Origin of the sequence: Pseudomonas sp. P108 (genome assembly GCF_032613195.1) — a bacterium.
Lineage (GTDB): Bacteria > Pseudomonadota > Gammaproteobacteria > Pseudomonadales > Pseudomonadaceae > Aquipseudomonas.
Window position 1 is genome coordinate 5271674 of record NZ_CP126691.1, and the last position, 18335, is coordinate 5290008.

The 18335-nt window shown below is 60.1% G+C and carries 14 protein-coding genes; 10 read left to right on the forward strand and 4 right to left on the reverse strand.

Annotated elements, in window-relative coordinates; translation table 11 throughout:
- Window positions 1–167: 167 nt before the first annotated feature.
- The 4 genes from QOM10_RS23160 to QOM10_RS23175 form a co-directional block, all read right to left on the reverse strand.
- On the reverse strand, window positions 168–1016 hold the full coding sequence (locus QOM10_RS23160) for a cache domain-containing protein (RefSeq protein WP_316917014.1): 849 nt from the start codon (window positions 1014–1016) through the stop codon (window positions 168–170).
- Window positions 1017–1129: 113 nt separating this feature from the next.
- Window positions 1130–1984 carry an ATPase gene (locus QOM10_RS23165; RefSeq protein ID WP_127929568.1) on the reverse strand — a complete coding sequence of 285 codons (855 nt, stop codon included), beginning with the start codon at window positions 1982–1984 and terminating at the stop codon, window positions 1130–1132.
- A 116-nt stretch (window positions 1985–2100) separates the two neighbouring features.
- Complete coding sequence (locus tag QOM10_RS23170; RefSeq protein WP_122844525.1) at window positions 2101–3093, reverse strand: NAD-dependent epimerase/dehydratase family protein; 993 nt, start codon at window positions 3091–3093, stop codon at window positions 2101–2103.
- A gap of 95 nt (window positions 3094–3188) precedes the next feature.
- Complete coding sequence (locus tag QOM10_RS23175; protein ID WP_116030023.1) at window positions 3189–4088, reverse strand: LysR family transcriptional regulator ArgP; 900 nt, start codon at window positions 4086–4088, stop codon at window positions 3189–3191.
- Between the two features lie 96 nt (window positions 4089–4184).
- Between QOM10_RS23175 and QOM10_RS23180 the strand changes: the two genes are divergently transcribed.
- From QOM10_RS23180 to QOM10_RS23225, 10 genes are all read left to right on the forward strand, one after another.
- Window positions 4185–4586, forward strand: coding sequence for an ACT domain-containing protein (locus QOM10_RS23180; protein ID WP_316917015.1), 402 nt, complete (start codon window positions 4185–4187; stop codon window positions 4584–4586).
- A gap of 5 nt (window positions 4587–4591) precedes the next feature.
- On the forward strand, window positions 4592–5194 hold the full coding sequence (locus tag QOM10_RS23185; RefSeq protein ID WP_150750394.1) for a LysE/ArgO family amino acid transporter: 603 nt from the start codon (window positions 4592–4594) through the stop codon (window positions 5192–5194).
- A 176-nt stretch (window positions 5195–5370) separates the two neighbouring features.
- Window positions 5371–5967, forward strand: a complete 597-nt coding sequence (locus QOM10_RS23190) for a superoxide dismutase (RefSeq protein WP_007918933.1) — start codon at window positions 5371–5373, stop codon at window positions 5965–5967.
- Window positions 5968–6402: 435 nt separating this feature from the next.
- A complete protein-coding gene (locus tag QOM10_RS23195) occupies window positions 6403–8454 on the forward strand; it encodes a putative bifunctional diguanylate cyclase/phosphodiesterase (protein WP_127929574.1) in 2052 nt (683 codons plus the stop codon).
- A gap of 211 nt (window positions 8455–8665) precedes the next feature.
- A complete protein-coding gene (locus QOM10_RS23200; RefSeq protein ID WP_316917016.1) occupies window positions 8666–10012 on the forward strand; it encodes an imelysin family protein in 1347 nt (448 codons plus the stop codon).
- A gap of 319 nt (window positions 10013–10331) precedes the next feature.
- Window positions 10332–11759: a di-heme oxidoredictase family protein gene (locus QOM10_RS23205; RefSeq protein WP_316917017.1), complete on the forward strand. Its 1428-nt coding sequence runs from the start codon at window positions 10332–10334 to the stop codon at window positions 11757–11759.
- Window positions 11760–11786: 27 nt separating this feature from the next.
- Window positions 11787–12851 carry an imelysin family protein gene (locus QOM10_RS23210; protein WP_127929577.1) on the forward strand — a complete coding sequence of 355 codons (1065 nt, stop codon included), beginning with the start codon at window positions 11787–11789 and terminating at the stop codon, window positions 12849–12851.
- A 14-nt stretch (window positions 12852–12865) separates the two neighbouring features.
- On the forward strand, window positions 12866–13966 hold the full coding sequence (locus tag QOM10_RS23215) for a DUF1513 domain-containing protein (protein ID WP_316917018.1): 1101 nt from the start codon (window positions 12866–12868) through the stop codon (window positions 13964–13966).
- Window positions 13967–14145: 179 nt separating this feature from the next.
- The gene (locus tag QOM10_RS23220) at window positions 14146–15294 is read left to right on the forward strand and encodes an efflux RND transporter periplasmic adaptor subunit (protein ID WP_127929579.1); all 1149 of its coding nucleotides are present in this window, start codon (window positions 14146–14148) and stop codon (window positions 15292–15294) included.
- 13 nt (window positions 15295–15307) lie between these two features.
- Window positions 15308–18334: a multidrug efflux RND transporter permease subunit gene (locus tag QOM10_RS23225; RefSeq protein ID WP_316917019.1), complete on the forward strand. Its 3027-nt coding sequence runs from the start codon at window positions 15308–15310 to the stop codon at window positions 18332–18334.
- The last annotated feature ends 1 nt before the right edge of the window (window position 18335 follow it).

The window sequence follows — 18335 nt, forward strand, 5'->3', positions numbered from 1 at the left end:
CAACACCACAAAACCCTGTGGGAGCGAGCCTGCTCGCGAAAGCGGTGTGTTGATCGTTCCCACGCTCTGCGTGGGAATGCCTCAACGGACGCTCTGCGTTCGGCTTTGGATGGGACGCAGAGCGTCCCGGGCTGCATTCCCACGCGGAGCGTGGGAACGATCATCCTTCAAGGGCTGTAGTAACCCACGGCGACAAGGAAATGCCCGGCCTTCTTCAGGTAGGCATGCTTGTCCTCGACCTTGCCGGTCACCGGGTTTTTCCAGCGGTATTCATATTCGCCCTCATCCTGCTTGCCGATCAGCGCCAGAATCGGCTCGCCCACCGGTTTGCCTTCCGGGTCCTTGACCTTGCCGAAGTCGGTGTTGATCAAGCGCAGGTTGGTGCCGTGGGCGACATAGCGCTGGGTGTTCAGATCAACGACGAACACGTACAAGTCATCCTGCAAGTAGCCGCCCTTGAGCGAGTTGATTGCCGTCAACGTGCCCTTCTCGTCTTTGTCCAGATCAATCGCCGCTTTGTCGAGCAATGCCTTGGCCTGCTCCGCCGAGGCTCGCGGCAAGTAGTAACCCACCGCCAGAATCCGCTGGCCGATGCGTTGATAAAACACATGCTTGCGCTCGACCTTGCCGTCGGACCAGTTCTGCCAACGGTACTCGGCCTGCTGGATGCCATTGCCTTCCGGCACTTTCAACGCGTCTTTGAAGGTTTTCTGCAAATCCGGGCCGAGCACCTCACTCACGTCACGGCCGATCAATGCCGAGGAAGGCCCGCCGCTGGCGAGCATCACGCCTTTGGTGTCGACTACAAACACGTAGCGATCCTTGTCGACAAACTCGCCCTGGCGGCTGAACGCGGCGAACGCCTTGTCGCCATTGTCGTGGTAATAGGCCAAGGCTTTTTCCAGCAAGGCAATGGCGGCCTGACTGTCATCCTTGGCGGCAGTGGCGGCGCTGGCCTGGCCGAAACCGGCCAGTAACATCACGCCGAGCCAGGCCACTTTATGCAAAAACCCCATAGCGCATCCCTCGTTCTTGTTGGTGTTTCAAGAGCGTAGACGGCTTGGGGTGATGTACGAGTATTCAGAATGATGCAGGGGATTACAGAATCCCCTGCACTGATCAACAAAGCTTATGGGCGGGAATTGATCTGCTGCTGCAAATTCTGAATCTGCGCCTGAAGGGTGTTGATGTTGCGGGTCATCTGCGCGCGGAAGGCGTCGAACTCGGCGGTATTGCCGCCACCCTGAGGAGCCGCCGGGCGATTGTCCTGTTCGCTTTTGAGCACGACGATTTCCTGTTCGAGACGATCGATCGCCGCGCTTGGATTGCCCTGCTTTTTCAGTGCTGCGATATCGGCGCCAAGGCTTTTGAACTGTGCATCGAAGGCTTTCAACTGCGCGTCGACCTTGCTGGTGTCGGCCGGCGTGCTTTTCACCGTCGCCAATTCCGCGCTCAACGCTTTGACCTGCGCTTGCAGTTGGGTATTGGCGTTTTGTTGTTCAGTGGTCTGCGCAGTCATCTGTGCCAGGCGTTTGTCCAGATCGCTGGCTTGCCCCGCTACGCCCTGCTGCTGTTTGCTCTGATCGAGCAGCTTGCCTTCAAGCTGTTTGATTTGCAGCTTCAGAGCCTCGCTGTCACTGGTGACGTTGGACTGGCTGGCGACAACCTTGCCGGAAATGTCCTGCAAGCGACCGGCCGCTTCCTCACTGATTCGCGCGAAGCTTTCCTGGGTCGCGACCAGTTGCTGCTCCATCAGCGAGATCTGCTGAAAGCTCCACCAGGCCAGACCGACAAAGGCGAAGAACAGTGCGCCGACCAAGGCCCACAGCGGCCCGGTGCTGGCGGCCTTGACCTTGACCACCGGCGGCGTGCGCGAGTGTACGGAGGTGCGGGCGGTGGTCGGAATGTCATCGTCGTCGAAGGCGTCGGCACGCAGGCTCGGGACATCATCGAAATCGTCGTGGGCATCATTACGCATGGACATTGAGGCAACCTTTGTGAAACGCGGTGATGGCTAAATGCTGCGAAGTATAACCGCCGCAGCCGCAGGGATTGACCCCCAAGCGGCTACACGGTTCATTGCCGCCCGGCCGAATCGTTTCAACGAATGTCCTGAGCTTTCCACCAGCCGCAGAACTCATCCAGCGCCGACCACAGGCTGACTTTCGGATCGTAGTCGAGATAATGCCGGGCGCGGCTGATGTCGAGGGTGAAGTTTTTGTTCATTACCTGCATGCCCAGACGCGACAGGGTTGGCTCCGGACGCCCGGGCCAGAGCTTGCACGCACCCTCATTGAGCGCCGCGACGCTGTAGGCCAGCCCATACGAACGGTACTTGGTGACTTGCGGCACTTCCATTTTGCGCATCACGTAATTGACCACATCCCACAGCGGCACCGGCGCGCCATTGCTGATGTTGTAGGCCTTGCCCAGCGCGGAGCCGGCGGCCAGCAAGCTGCTGAGCATCGCTTCGTTGAGATTCTGCACACTGGTGAAGTCGACTTTGTTCAGGCCATTGCCGATGATCGCCAGCCGACCCTTGCGCTGCATGTTGAGCAGACGCGGGAAGATGCTCATGTCGCCGGCGCCGGTAACGAAACGCGGGCGCAGGGCGATGGTTTCCAGGCCGAATTCCTGGGCACCGAAGACCTTTTGCTCGGCCAGGTACTTGGTCGCGGCGTAGTGATGCTTGAAGCGCTTGGGCACTTGCTCTTCGGTCAGGTTGAAATGATCGCGACCATCGAAATAGATCGATGGCGACGACAGATGCACCAAACGCCGGACGCGCTGCTTCAGACAGGCTTCGACGACGTTTTCGGTGACCTGCACGTTGCCTTGGTGGAAGTCCTGATAGCGGCCCCACAATCCGACGGCGCCAGCGCAATGCACCACTGCTTCGACGTCGGAACACAACTCACGGACCAGATCGGGATCGGTCAGATCGCCGGGGACAAACTCGGCACCACGACGCACCAGATGTTCGACGCTCTCGGCCCGGCGACCGTTGACCCGCACGTCCAGGCCCTGCTCCAAAGCGAAACGCGCAAAGCGTCCGCCAATGAAGCCGCTTGCGCCGGTGACCAAAATTTTCATGCAAAACTCCAATGAAACCAGCTGCGAGCTTCAAGCTTCGAGCTGCAAGTTTAAAACGGTGCGCAGCGCTGAACTTGCCGCTTGCAGCTTGACGCTCATGGCTGCTTCCAGGGCACCAGCCATTGCGCCGATGAACGCACCAATTGCTCGGTCAGCAAGCCTAGAAGCTGACCGCCATTGCGCCAATGATGCCAGTACAACGGCACGTCGATCGGTTTATCTGGCAACAGTTCGCGCAACACGCCGCGCTGCAGTTGATCGCGCACTTGCAGTTCCGGCACCAGCCCCCAGCCGAGTCCGGCTTCGGTCAGGCGGATAAAACCCTCCGAGGATGGGCACAAATGGTGTTCGAATCCACCGTCGACGCCCAACGAGGCGAGATAGCGATGCTGGAGAAAGTCGTCCGGGCCGAACACCAGCGCCGGGGTGCGCGGCAATTGTTCGGCGCGCACGCCGTCGGGGAAATGCCGCTCGATAAACGCCGGGCTGGCCAGCGCGCGATAACGCATTGCACCGAGCAACACACTGCGCGCACCCGCCACCGGACGTTCGCTGGCACAAAGGCATGCGGCCACTTCGCCGGCGCGCATGCGTTTGAGGCCGACGGTCTGGTCTTCGACGACCAGATCGAGCAACAAATGCTGGTCGGCACAGAAATCGCCAACCGCGTCGGCCCACCATGTGGCGAGGCTGTCGGCATTCAAGGCGATGCGCAGGCGCTCCGGCAAACCTTCTTCATCCAAGGCTGGCACCAGGGTCTGCAAGTCGCGCTCAAGCAAACGCACCTGCTGCACGTGGTTGAGCAGGCGCCGTCCAATCTCGGTCGGCGACGGCGGCGTGCCACGTATCAGCACCGGCTGGCCGACCCGCGCTTCGAGCAGTTTGATCCGCTGCGAGATCGCCGATTGCGACAAGCCCAGTACCTGCGCGGCCCGTTCGAATCCGGCCTGCTCGACCACGGCGGCCAAAGCGGAAAGCAATTTGTAGTCGAACATCAGTTTTCCTAATGAGCGATCAGCACTATTGGTTTTTCTTATACAGGTTTCGACTGGAGAATAGCCAGCAAGCACTCTTTCTCAAGGAACACTTCCATGGCTGGCGAAACTTCACTCACGACTTTGTTGCGCAGCATGAGCCCGCAACTCAACGCCGGCGAATACGTGTTCTGCACCCTGCGCGACGGTGTGTTGCCGAGCGGTCTGGAGGTTGTCGGCAGCTTCCGCGAGCAGGAAGGTCTGACGGTAATTGTCGAACGTTCCCGCGCCGAACAGGCCGGTTTCAGCTTCGACTATGTCGCCGCGTGGATCACCCTCAACGTGCACTCGGCTCTGGAAGCGGTGGGCCTTACCGCCGCCTTCGCCACGGCATTGGGCAAGGCCGGGATCAGTTGCAACGTGATTGCCGGCTATTACCACGACCATTTGTTCGTCGGTCAGACCGACGCCGAACGCGCCATGCAAGTGCTGCGCGATCTCGCAGCCAACGCGGAGTAGATCTTATGTGGCAAAGCTATGTGAACGGCTTGCTGGTGGCGTTCGGGCTGATCATGGCGATCGGCACGCAGAACGCGTTTGTCTTGGCGCAGAGCTTGCGTCGTGAGCACCACTTGCCCGTGGCGGCGTTGTGCGTGGTCTGCGATGCGCTGCTGGTGGCGGCTGGTGTATTCGGGCTGGCGACGATTCTGGCGCAGAACCCGACACTGCTGGCAATTGCCCGTTGGGGTGGCGCGACGTTCTTGATCTGGTACGGCAGTCAGGCGTTGCGCCGGGCCTGTTCGAAACAGAGCATGGATCAGGGCGAAAACCAGACTGTGCGTTCGTTGCGCGCAGTGATGCTCAGCGCGTTGGCAGTGACGCTGCTCAATCCGCACGTTTATCTGGATACGGTGTTGCTGATCGGCTCGCTCGGCGCGCAGCAATCGGTGCCGGGGGCTTATGTGGTCGGGGCTGCGAGTGCTTCTCTGTTGTGGTTTTTCACGCTTGCGCTAGGCGCGGCATGGCTGGCGCCATGGTTGGCCCGGCCGAGTACCTGGCGGATCCTTGATCTGGTTGTAGCGCTGATGATGTTTACGGTAGCCGCACAACTGATATTGGCGTCCTGATTTATTCCAAACAGCTCTGGAACCTCTATCCCACACAGTTGTTGCGTGGTTAAGCCGCAACCCCGGTGCTATGATCCGAACCCTGCGCCGCAAAGAGTAAAAACTCGCCGGTGCATTTCTGGCCGCCCGTGATCGGCCTTGCGCTCACCGCAACAGACCTGATTAGGAGAATCATCATGGCTTTCGAATTGCCGCCGCTGCCTTACGCACACGATGCCCTGCAGCCGCACATTTCCAAGGAAACCCTGGAATACCACCACGACAAGCACCACAACACCTACGTCGTGAACCTGAACAACCTGGTGCCAGGCACCGAGTTCGAAGGCAAGACCCTGGAAGAAATCGTCAAGACTTCCTCGGGCGGTATCTTCAACAACGCCGCTCAGGTCTGGAACCACACTTTCTACTGGAACTGCCTGGCGCCAAACGCCGGTGGTCAACCAACCGGCGCGCTGGCTGAAGCCATCAACGCAGCCTTCGGTTCGTTCGACAAGTTCAAGGAAGAGTTCAGCAAAACCTCGATCGGCACCTTCGGTTCCGGCTGGGGCTGGCTGGTGAAAAAGGCTGACGGTTCCCTGGCCCTGGCCAGCACCATCGGCGCCGGCAACCCGCTGACCAGCGGCGACACCCCGCTGCTGACCTGCGACGTCTGGGAACACGCTTACTACATCGACTACCGCAACGTTCGTCCGAAGTATGTCGAAGCGTTCTGGAACCTGGTCAACTGGAAGTTCGTTGCTGAGCAGTTCGAAGGCAAAACCTTCACCGCTTAAGCTGCGCGCCAGTCAAAAAACCCGGCTTTTGCCGGGTTTTTTTATGGGCGTTTGATGATCGTTCCCACGCTCCGCGTGGGCATGCAGCCCGTGACGCTCCGCGTCACTGGACACAGAGCCTCCCTGGAGGCATTCCCACGCGGAGCGTGGGAACGATCAATAGCGTTTTTCTCACAATGAAAGCTGTCTGTCGCTGCTTGCCGCCATGCCACAGGGGGCTAACATCAAAACAGCGGAAAAAATGCTGCGAACCGCTCAAGTTGAAGGTCGAAACTACCGACATAGTACAAATAGGGCTAATACTCCAGACAGCAGCATTTCGGCCAAGGCCACGGGCAAATCGTCCCGGGCCTGATTGTCCCTTTGACTGCCAACACGGGATTGCCAATACTCGTGGCAACTTGACGCTACCCGCACGGAACAAGGAATAACCCTTTGAAGCTGGAACTCAAGAACAGCTTGTCGGTGAAGTTGCTCCGGGTCGTGCTCCTGTCGGCATTGATCGTCGGCGTAGTCTTGAGCTGCGCGCAGATTGTGTTCGATGCCTATAAAACCCGTCAGGCGGTTGCCGGCGACGCCGAACGCATCCTCGACATGTTCCGTGATCCTTCGACCCAGGCCGTTTACAGCCTCGATCGGGAAATGGGCATGCAGGTAATCGAAGGCCTGTTCCAGGATGATGCCGTGCGTCAGGCCTCCATCGGCCATCCCAACGAAGCCATGCTCGCGCAGAAATCCCGCGACCTGCAGCATTCCAGCAGCCGCTGGCTGACCGATCTGATTCTCGGCCAGGAACGCACCTTCACCACCCAATTGGTGGGGCGCGGCCCGTACAGCGAGTATTACGGTGACCTGAGCATCACCCTCGACACCGCCACCTATGGCGAGGGCTTTATCGTCAGTTCGGTGATCATCTTCATTTCCGGTGTGTTGCGTGCTCTGGCCATGGGCCTGGTGCTGTATCTGGTTTATCACTGGCTGCTGACCAAACCGTTGTCGCGGATCATCGAACACCTCACCGAGATCAACCCGGATCGCCCCAGCGAGCACAAGATTCCGCAGCTCAAGGGCCACGAGAAAAACGAACTGGGCATCTGGATCAACACCGCCAACCAGTTGCTTGAGTCGATCGAACGCAACACCCATCTGCGCCACGAAGCCGAAAACAGCTTGTTGCGAATGGCCCAATACGACTTCCTCACCGGCCTGCCGAATCGCCAGCAATTGCAGCAGCAACTGGACAAGATTCTGGTCGACGCGGGCAAGCTGCAACGCCGGGTCGCGGTGTTGTGCGTTGGGCTGGACGATTTCAAAGGCATCAACGAGCAGTTCAGCTACCAGACCGGCGACCAATTACTGTTGGCCCTGGCTGATCGTCTGCGCGCCCATAGCGGCCGCCTCGGCGCCCTCGCCCGCTTGGGCGGCGACCAGTTCGCGCTGGTGCAGGCAGACATCGAACAGCCTTATGAAGCGGCAGAGCTGGCGCAAAGCATTCTCGATGATCTGGAAGCGGCGTTCGCCCTCGATCACCAGGAAATCCGCCTGCGCGCGACCATCGGCATCACCCTGTTCCCGGAGGATGGCGACAGTACCGAGAAGCTGTTGCAGAAAGCCGAGCAGACCATGACCCTGGCCAAGACCCGCTCGCGCAACCGCTATCAGTTCTACATCGCCAGCGTCGACAGTGAGATGCGTCGTCGTCGCGAACTGGAAAAAGACCTGCGCGATGCACTGTTGCGCGATCAGTTCTACCTCGTCTATCAGCCGCAGATCAGCTATCGCGATCACCGCGTGGTCGGGGTCGAGGCGCTGATTCGCTGGCAACACCCGGAACACGGTCTGGTGCCTCCAGACCTGTTCATTCCGCTGGCCGAGCAGAACGGCACAATCATCGCCATCGGCGAATGGGTGCTCGATCAGGCCTGCAAACAACTGCGCGAATGGCACGATATGGGTTTCGCCGACCTGCGTATGGCGGTCAACCTGTCCACCGTACAACTGCACCACGCCGAGTTGCCGCGCGTGGTCAACAACCTGTTGCAGATGTATCGCCTGCCACCGCGCAGCCTGGAACTGGAAGTCACCGAAACCGGCCTGATGGAAGACATCAGCACTGCCGCGCAACACTTGTTGAGCCTGCGCCGTTCCGGCGCGTTGATTGCCATCGACGACTTCGGAACCGGCTATTCATCGCTGAGTTATCTGAAAAGCCTGCCGCTGGACAAAATCAAGATCGACAAGAGCTTCGTGCAGGATCTGCTCGATGACGACGACGATGCGACCATCGTTCGCGCGATCATTCAGTTGGGCAAGAGTCTCGGCATGCAGGTGATTGCCGAGGGCGTGGAAACGGCTGAGCAGGAGACGTACATCATCTCCGAAGGCTGCCACGAAGGTCAGGGTTATCACTACAGCAAACCGCTGCCGGCCCGGGAACTGGGCGCCTATCTCAAACAGGCACAACGCAGTAACGCGGCCATTCTCTAGAAGATCAAAAGATCGCAGCCTGCAGCAGCTCCTACATTTGGAATGCGTTCCCCCTGTAGGAGCTGCCGAAGGCTGCGATCTTTTGATCTGCGTAAATAAGAAATATTTCCAGCCACAACCCTTTACACATAATGCGAAAGATTTGCATTATGTCGCAGTTTTGCGCCCCCCCAGCGCGAGTCCACTCAACTATCGAAGCAGGATGTTCGCCATGATTCGTATGCCTCTGGCTACCGCCAGTCTGCTGGCCATCGCTATTTCCCTCGCCGGTTGCGGCGAAGGTAAAGACAAGGCTGCCGCACCGGCCACGCCGACTCCCGCCGCCAGCACCACCGCACCTGCGGCTGCGCCGGCCGCCGCCGGTAAAGTCGACGAAGCCGCCGCCAAGGCTGTGGTCGCGCACTACGCCGACATGGTCTTCGCCGTTTACAGCGATGCCGAATCCACCGCGAAAACCCTGCAAACCGCCGTCGACGCGTTCCTCGCCAAGCCGAACGCCGACACCCTCAAAGCCGCCAAGGCTGCCTGGGTCGCCGCGCGCGTTCCGTACCTGCAGAGTGAAGTGTTCCGCTTCGGCAACACCATCATCGACGATTGGGAAGGTCAGGTTAACGCCTGGCCGCTGGACGAGGGTCTGATCGACTACGTCGACAAATCCTACGAGCACGCACTGGGTAACCCGGGCGCCACCGCCAACATCATCGCCAACACCGAAGTTCAGGTCGGCGAAGACAAGGTCGACGTCAAAGACATCACCGCGGAAAAACTCGCCAGCCTCAACGAGCTGGGCGGCTCCGAAGCCAACGTTGCCACCGGCTACCACGCCATCGAATTCCTGCTCTGGGGCCAGGATCTCAACGGTACCGGCCCTGGCGCTGGCAACCGTCCGGCTTCGGACTACCTGGAAGGCGCCGGCGCTACTGGCGGTCACAACGATCGTCGTCGTGCCTACCTGAAGTCGGTGACTCAACTGCTGGTCAGCGATCTGGAAGAAATGGTCGGCAACTGGAAGCCAAACGTGGCTGACAACTACCGCGCCACCCTGGAAGCCGAGCCGGGCGAAACCGGTCTGCGCAAAATGCTCTTCGGCATGGGCAGCCTGTCCCTGGGTGAACTGGCGGGCGAGCGCATGAAGGTTTCTCTGGAAGCCAACTCCCCAGAAGACGAGCAGGACTGCTTCAGCGACAACACGCACAACTCGCACTTCTACGATGCCAAAGGCATTCGTAACGTTTACCTGGGCGAGTACACCCGCGTTGACGGCACCAAGATGACCGGCGCCAGCCTGTCGTCGTTGGTAGCCAAGGCCGACCCGGCTGCCGACACCGCGCTGAAAGCCGATCTGGCGGCCACCGAAGCGAAAATCCAGGTCATGGTCGATCACGCCAACAAGGGTGAGCACTACGACCAGCTGATCGCCGCCGGCAACACCGCTGGCAACCAGATCGTTCGCGACGCGATCGCGTCCTTGGTCAAGCAGACCGGTTCGATCGAAGCCGCGGCCGGCAAACTGGGCATCAGCGACCTGAACCCGGACAACGCTGATCACGAGTTCTGATCAACTGCGTCTGCGTCAAAAAAAGGCGACCTTCGGGTCGCCTTTTTCATACCTGCCCTACACAAAACCCTGCTCCATGGTGTGTTCGATATCAGGTACACCACCCATCCCTGTGGGAGCGAGCCTGCTCGCGAAGGCTGTATCGGCCGCCACATTTTCAGCGCGTCGGATACCGCTTTCGCGAGCAGGCTCGCTCCCACAGGGTTTCCATGGTGTTCAAGGCTTGCGCGATATCAAGCAAACGATAATTCCTCTTATTCAATCACCCCGGCCCTGTTAGACTTTGCGCCTTTATTTTTGCCCGTCCGCAGGATGTCTGATGCCTTCGCTGCCTCTTCGCTTGTCCGCACTGTTGCTGGCCCTGGGCCTGAGTGCCTGCGATGACGCCCCGCGTTTCACCAAGGCCGAGCCTGGTGAAGCACGTTCCGGTGGTGCAGCGACCGTGCGCAAGACCGATCAGAATGCGTTCTCTCTGCCCTCGGCCAACCTGCCGCCATCGCGACGGGTGGATTTCAGCGTCGGCAACAGCTTCTTCCGCAGCCCCTGGGTGATTGCGCCGTCGACCACCACCGCCCGCGATGGTCTTGGGCCACTGTTCAATACCAATGCCTGTCAGGGCTGCCATATCAAGGACGGTCGCGGTCATCCGCCGCCACCGGATGCACCTAACGCTGTGTCTATGCTTGTGCGCCTGTCGATTCCCGACACGCCGGAATTCGCCAAAGTCATCGAGCAAGTCGGCGTGGTACCGGAGCCGGTCTACGGCGGCCAGTTCCAGGACATGGCCGTGCCCGGCGTCGCCCCCGAAGGCAAAGTGCGCGTCGACTACACGCCAGTGCCCGTGCGTTTCAAGGACGGCACCGAAGTCGAGTTGCGCAAACCCGTCTTGCAGTTCACGCAACTGGGCTACGGCCCGATGCACCCGGACACGCGTTTTTCCGCCCGCGTCGCGCCGCCGATGATTGGCCTGGGACTGCTCGAAGCGATCCCCGAAGAAGTCATCCTCGCCAACGCCGCCGCTCAGGCAAAAGAGAAAAACGGTATCAATGGCCGCCCCAATCAGGTCTGGGATGACGCGTTGCAAAAAACCGTCATGGGCAGATTTGGCTGGAAAGCCGGGCAACCGAACCTCAATCAACAAAATGTTCACGCGTTTTCCGGTGATATGGGTCTTACGACCAGTCTGCGACCCTTCGATGACTGCAGCGATGCACAGACCGCCTGCAAACAGGCGCCGAACGGCAATGGCCCGAACGGCGAACCGGAAGTCAGCGACAACATCCTGCGTCTGGTGTTGTTCTATAGCCGCAACCTTGCCGTGCCTGCACGCCGTGGCGTTAACGATGCAGACGTCATCGCCGGCAAGAATCTGTTTTTCCAGGCTGGCTGCGATTCGTGCCACACGCCGAAATACACCACCGCCGCCAACGCGGCCGAACCTGAACTGGCCAATCAAGTGATTCGCCCGTACAGCGATCTGCTGCTGCATGACATGGGCGACGGTCTGGCCGACAACCGCACGGAATTCCAGGCCTCCGGCCGCGACTGGCGCACGCCGCCGTTGTGGGGCATAGGCCTGACGCAAGCGGTCAGCGGACACACGCAGTTTTTGCATGACGGTCGCGCGCGCAATCTGCTCGAAGCGGTGCTTTGGCACGGCGGCGAAGCGCAAGCCGCGCAGCAACAGGTTTTGTCATTCAATGCCGAGCAGCGTGCCGCGCTGCTGGCGTTTTTGAACTCACTTTAAACACTGATAAAGAATCGGGAGCCCGACATGTTCCGTCCCAAGCTACTGTTCACCAGCCTTGCCGCCCTTGCCCTCGGCGCTTGCTCGCCACAGGATCCGCAAGCGGTCACCTCGGCGGCCATCGCCAAATCGGTGATCCTGCCGACCTACACCCGTTGGGTCGAAGCCGACAAGCAACTGGCGGTCAGCGCCCTCGCCTACTGCCAGGGCAAAGAAACCCTGGAAACCGCCCGCGCCGACTTCCTGCATGCACAGAAAGCCTGGGCCGAGTTGCAACCGCTGCTGATCGGGCCGCTGGCCGAGGGCAACCGTTCGTGGCAGGTGCAGTTCTGGCCGGACAAGAAAAACCTCGTCGGCCGTCAGGTCGAGCAACTGGTGGTCGCGCAACCGCAGATCGATGCCGCCGCACTGGCCAAATCCAGCGTTGTCGTGCAAGGCCTGTCGGCCTACGAATACATCCTGTTCGACGCCAAACCTGACGTGGCCAACGAAGAACAAAAAGCCAAATACTGCCCACTGCTGATCGCCATTGGCGAGCGCCAGAAGCAACTGGCTGAAGAGATTCTGCAGAACTGGAACAACACCGACGGCATGCTCGCGCAGATGACCAAGTTCCCCAACCAGCGCTACGCCGACTCCCACGAAGCGATCGCCGATCTGCTGCGTGTGCAGGTCACCGCGCTGGACACCCTGAAGAAAAAACTCGGCACGCCAATGGGCCGCCAGAGCAAAGGCGTGCCACAGCCGTTCCAGGCCGATGCATGGCGTAGCCAGTCGTCCCTGACCGCGCTGGAAGCCAGTCTCGCCGCCGCCAAAACCGTTTGGGAAGGCGTCGACAACAAAGGCCTGCGCGGTCTGTTGCCGGCTGAGCAAAAGCCACTGGCCGACAAGATCGATGCCGCTTACGCCGCGTCGCTGAAACTGTTCGACAGCACCCAGCGTTCGCTCGGCGAAATGCTTGAAGACGACGCCGGTCGTCAGCAACTGAACGATATCTACGACAGCCTCAACGTCGTCCATCGCCTGCACGAAGGCGAACTGGCCAAGGCGCTGGGCATTCAACTGGGCTTCAACGCCAACGACGGTGACTGATGAGGGCAAGTGCCATGCTGCGACGTCAGGTTCTGACTTTAGCTAGTACGCTGCTGGGAGCAGTGACGCTGGGCGGCTGGACGCTGTTCAAACGCAAGGATCAGAGCCCGCTGTTGCTGTCGGCGCGCGACGACACTGACGGCAAGCATTATGCCGTCGGCTATCGGCTGGATGGCACGCGGGTGTTCGCCACCGAAGTCGGCCAGCGTTGCCACGACATCATCAACCACCCGACGCAGCCAATCGCGCTGTTCGTCGCCCGTCGTCCGGGCACCGAGAGTTACCTGATCGACCTGCGCGACGGCACGTTGCTGCAGACCGTGACCTCGCAGCCGAACCGGCATTTCTACGGGCACGCCGTGGTGCACAAGGACGGCGAATACCTGTACGCCACCGAGAACGACACCACCGATCCTGGCCGTGGTTTACTCGGCGTGTACAAGTTCGAAGGCGCGCGACTGGTGCACAGCGGCGAGATTTCCACCCACGGCCTCGGCCCGCATCAGGTGTCATGGATGCCCGATGGCGAGACGCTGGTGGTGGCCAATGGCGGGATTCGTACCGAGGCGGAAAGCCGCGTCGATATGAACCTCAACGCCATGGAGCCGAGCCTGGTCTTGATGCAGCGTGACGGCACCCTGCTGAGCAAGGAGACCCTCGCCCAGCAGATGAACAGCGTGCGCCATCTGGGCATCGCCAGCGACGGCACCATCGTTGCCGGTCAGCAGTTCATGGGCGCCTCGCATGAGCGCTCGGAGCTGTTGGCGATCAAGCGTCCGGGGCAGCCGTTCGTGGCGTTTCCGGTACCGGAGCATCAGTTGCAGTCGATGGGTCACTACACCGCCAGCGTCGCGGTGCACAGTGAATTGCGTCTGGTCGCGCTGACGGCACCGCGTGGCAACCGCTTCTTTATCTGGGATCTGGACAGCGGCGAAGTGCGCCTTGATGCGCCGTTGCCGGATTGCGCGGGCGTCGGTGCGGTCCAGGATGGATTCGTTGTGACCTCCGGTCAGGGCCGTTGCCGGTACTACGATTGCCGCCAGGATGAGCTGTTGGCCAAGCCGCTGGAATTGCCGGCGGGGCTCTGGGACAACCATCTTCACTTGATGGCGTAAAACAGCCTTAAAAGATCGCAGCCTGCGGCAGCTCCTACATTGGAATGCACTCCCCTGTAGGAGCTGCCGCAGGCTGCGATCTTTTTCCGCCCCCTGTAAGAACTGCCAGTTGGAATCCCCCCTGTACTCGGAGTAATGTGCCCGCCTGTCTCACCTGATTTCTCCAAGGAACTGGAAATATGCTGCGTCGCCGCATGCTGATCATGTTGGGTGTTGTTTTGTTGATCGTCCTGGTGCTGGGCGGGTACAAAGCCTTTTCGATCTACACGATGATCCAGGGCTTTTCCAAGCCGAAACCGCCGATCAGCGTCGCCGTGGCCAACGCGACCGAACAACCGTGGCAGTTGCGCTTGCCCACCGTCGGCACGCTCAAGGCGCTACAAGGTGTCGAGTTGAGCCTGGAAGTCGCCGGCACCGTCACCGAGCTCAAATTCGAATCCGGACAGAAGGTCAAGGCCGGGCAACCTTTGCTGCAACTCGACAGCGCCGTCGAGACCGCCCTGCTGGAAACCGCCAAGGCTGATCTGGGTCTGGCGCAACTGGATTTCGGCCGTGGCAGCCAACTGGTCGACAGCCGCGCCATTTCCAAAGGCGAATACGACCGCCTCTCCGCCGTTCTGCAAAAGAACAAAGCCACGGTCAATCAGCTCAACGCTTCGCTGGCGAAAAAACGCATTCTCGCGCCGTTCAGCGGCACCATCGGCATCCGTCAGGTCGACGTCGGCGACTATCTGGCCAGCGGCAGCAAAATCGCCACGCTGCAGGATTTGAGCAGCCTCTACGCCGACTTCTACCTGCCTGAGCAATCAGTGCCGAAGCTGGCCATCGGTCAGCCGGTGCAGATCACCGTCGCCGCGTACCCCAAGCAAACCTTCGCTGGCAAGATCAGCGCGATCAACCCGATCGTCGAAAGCACCACGCGCAACATTCTGATTCGAGCCACCCTGGCCAACCCCGACGGCAAACTGCTGCCGGGCATGTTCGCCAGCCTTGAAGTGCTGCTGCCCGATCCGCAAAAACACATCGTCGTACCGGAAAGCGCAATCACCTACACCCTCTACGGCAACTCGATCTACGTGGTCGGGCAGAAGAAAGCCGAAGATGGCAGCGTCGAAAAGGATGACAAGGGCCAACCCGTACTGATCGCCGAACGTCGCTTCATCGAAACCGGTGAACGCCGCGATGGCCTGGTGATGATCAACAAGGGCGTGCAGAGCGGCGAACAAGTGGTGACGGCCGGCCAGATCAAACTGGACAACGGCGCCCACATTGCCATCAGCGACGACAAGACCCTCGGCGAGCAGAACAGTCCGCCTCGCGCCGACTGATCAAGGAATCCCCATGGCTTTTACTGATCCGTTCATCCGCCGCCCGGTGCTCGCCACCGTGGTCAGCCTGTTGATTGTGCTGCTCGGCTTTCAGGCCTGGAGCAAGTTGCCGCTACGCCAATACCCGCAAATGGAAAACGCCCTGATCACAGTAACCACCGCTTACCCCGGGGCCAACGCCGAAACCATTCAGGGTTACATCACCCAGCCGATGCAGCAGAGTCTGGCCAGCGCCGAGGGCATCGACTACATGACCTCGGTCAGCCGGCAGAACTTCTCGGTGATCTCGATCTATGCGCGCATCGGCTCCAACACCGACCGCTTGTTCACCGAGCTGCTGGCCAAGGCCAACGAGGTGAAAAACAAGTTGCCGCAGGACGCCGAAGACCCGGTGCTGAGCAAGGAATCGGCCGATGCCTCGGCACTGATGTACATCAGCTTCTTCAGCAAGGATTTGAGCAACCCGCAGATCACCGATTACCTGTCACGGGTGATCCAGCCAAAACTGGCAACGCTGCCGGGCATGGCCGAAGCGGAGATTCTCGGCAATCAGGTGTTCGCCATGCGCCTGTGGCTCGACCCGGTGAAACTTGCCGGTTTCGGCCTCAGTGCCGCCGACGTGACCAATGCGGTGCGCCAGTACAACTTCCTCTCCGCTGCCGGCGAAGTGAAAGGCGAGTACGTGGTCACCAGCATCAACGCCAACACCGAACTGAAATCCGCTGAAGCCTTCGCGGCGATTCCGCTCAAGGTCAGTGGTGACAGCCGCGTGCTGCTCAGCGATGTCGCGCGGGTGGAAATGGGCGCGGAAAACTACGACTCGATCAGCTCGTTTGGCGGCACGCCGTCGGTGTACATCGGCATCAAGGCCACCCCCGGCGCCAACCCGCTGGACGTGATCAAGGAAGTGCGCAAGCTGATGCCCGAGCTGGAAGCGCAACTGCCGCCGAACCTGAAAAGCGAGATCGCCTACGATGCCACACTGTTTATTCAGGCCTCGATCGATGAAGTGGTGAAAACCCTGTTCGAAGCGGTGCTGATCGTCATCGTTGTGGTGTTCCTGTTCCTCGGCGCGCTGCGTTCGGTGGTGATCCCGGTGGTGACCATCCCGCTGTCGATGATCGGCGTGATGTTCTTCATGCAGATGATGGGCTACTCGATGAACCTGCTGACGCTGCTGGCGATGGTGCTGGCCATCGGTCTGGTGGTCGACGACGCGATTGTCGTAGTGGAAAACATTCATCGACACATCGAGGAAGGCAAGACGCCGTTTGATGCGGCGCTGGAAGGCGCACGGGAAATCGCCATGCCGGTGGTGTCGATGACCATCACCCTGGCGGCGGTGTACGCGCCGATCGGTTTCCTCACCGGGCTGACCGGGGCGCTGTTCAAGGAGTTTGCTCTGACCCTCGCCGGTGCGGTGGTGATTTCCGGAATCGTCGCCCTGACCCTGTCGCCGATGATGTGCGCGTTTTTGCTGCGCCACGAGGAAAACCCCAGCGGCCTGGCGCACCGCCTCGACCGCATCTTCGAAGGTCTCAAGCGCCGCTATCAGAGCATGCTCCATGGCACGCTGAACACGCGGCCAGTGGTGCTGGTGTTCGCCGTGATCGTGTTGTGCCTGATCCCGGTGTTCCTCAAGTTCACCAAATCGGAACTGGCCCCGGACGAAGACCAAGGCATCATTTTCATGATGGCCAACGCGCCGCAGCCGACCAACCTCGATTACCTGAGCACCTACACCGACGAATTCATCAAGATCTTCAAGGAGTTCCCGGAGTACTACTCCTCGTTCCAGATCAACGGCTACAGCGGTGTGCAGGCGGGCATCGGTGGTTTCCTGCTCAAACCATGGAACGAGCGCAGCCGCACACAAATGCAGATCCTCCCCAAGGTGCAAGGCAAACTCGAAGGCATTCCGGGCCTGCAGATTTTCGGCTTCAACCTGCCCTCCTTGCCCGGCACCGGTGAAGGCTTGCCGTTCGAGTTCGTGGTCAACACCGCCAACGACTACGAGGTGTTGTTGCAAGTCGCCGACCGGATCAAGAAGCGCGCCATGGAGTCGGGCAAGTTCGCCTTCGTCGACCTCGATCTGGCGTTCGACAAACCTGAAGTTGTCGTCGATATCGACCGCGCCAAAGCGGCGCAGATGGGCGTGTCGATGCTCGATCTGGGCAGCACGCTGGCGACGCTGCTCGGCGAGGCCGAAATCAACCGCTTCACCATCGAAGGCCGCAGCTACAAGGTCATCGCTCAGGTCGAACGGCCGTACCGCGACAACCCGGACTGGCTGAACAACTACTACGTGAAAAACACTCAGGGCGAATTGTTGCCGTTGTCGACGCTGATCAAGGTCAGTGACCGCGCACGACCGCGCCAGCTCAACCAGTTCCAGCAACTCAACGCGGCGAAGATTTCAGGGTTCCCGTTGGTGAGCATGGGCGAAGCCATCGACACCGTGTTGCAGATCGCCCGGGAAGAAGCGCCGGCCGGGTTTGCCTTCGACTATGGCGGCGCCTCACGCCAGTTCGTTCAGGAAGGCAGCGCGCTGTGGGTGACGTTTGCCCTGGCCTTGGCGATCATTTTTCTGGTGCTGGCGGCGCAGTTCGAGAGCTTCCGCGATCCGCTGGTGATTCTGGTGACGGTGCCGTTGTCGATCTGCGGTGCTTTGATTCCGCTGTTCCTCGGCTGGTCAAGCATGAACATCTACACCCAGGTCGGGCTGGTGACGCTGATCGGTCTGATCAGTAAACACGGGATTCTGATCGTCGAGTTCGCTAACCAGTTGCGCAAGGACAAAGGCCTGACGGCGCGTGAAGCCGTGGAGGAAGCGGCGGCGATTCGTTTGCGGCCAGTGCTGATGACCACAGCGGCGATGGTGTTTGGCATGGTGCCGTTGATTCTCGCCACGGGTGCGGGGGCCGTCAGCCGTTTTGATATCGGCATGGTGATTGCCACGGGGATGTCGATCGGCACGTTGTTTACGCTGTTTGTCCTTCCGTGCGTTTACACCCTGCTGGCGAAACCCGACCTCAAATAAT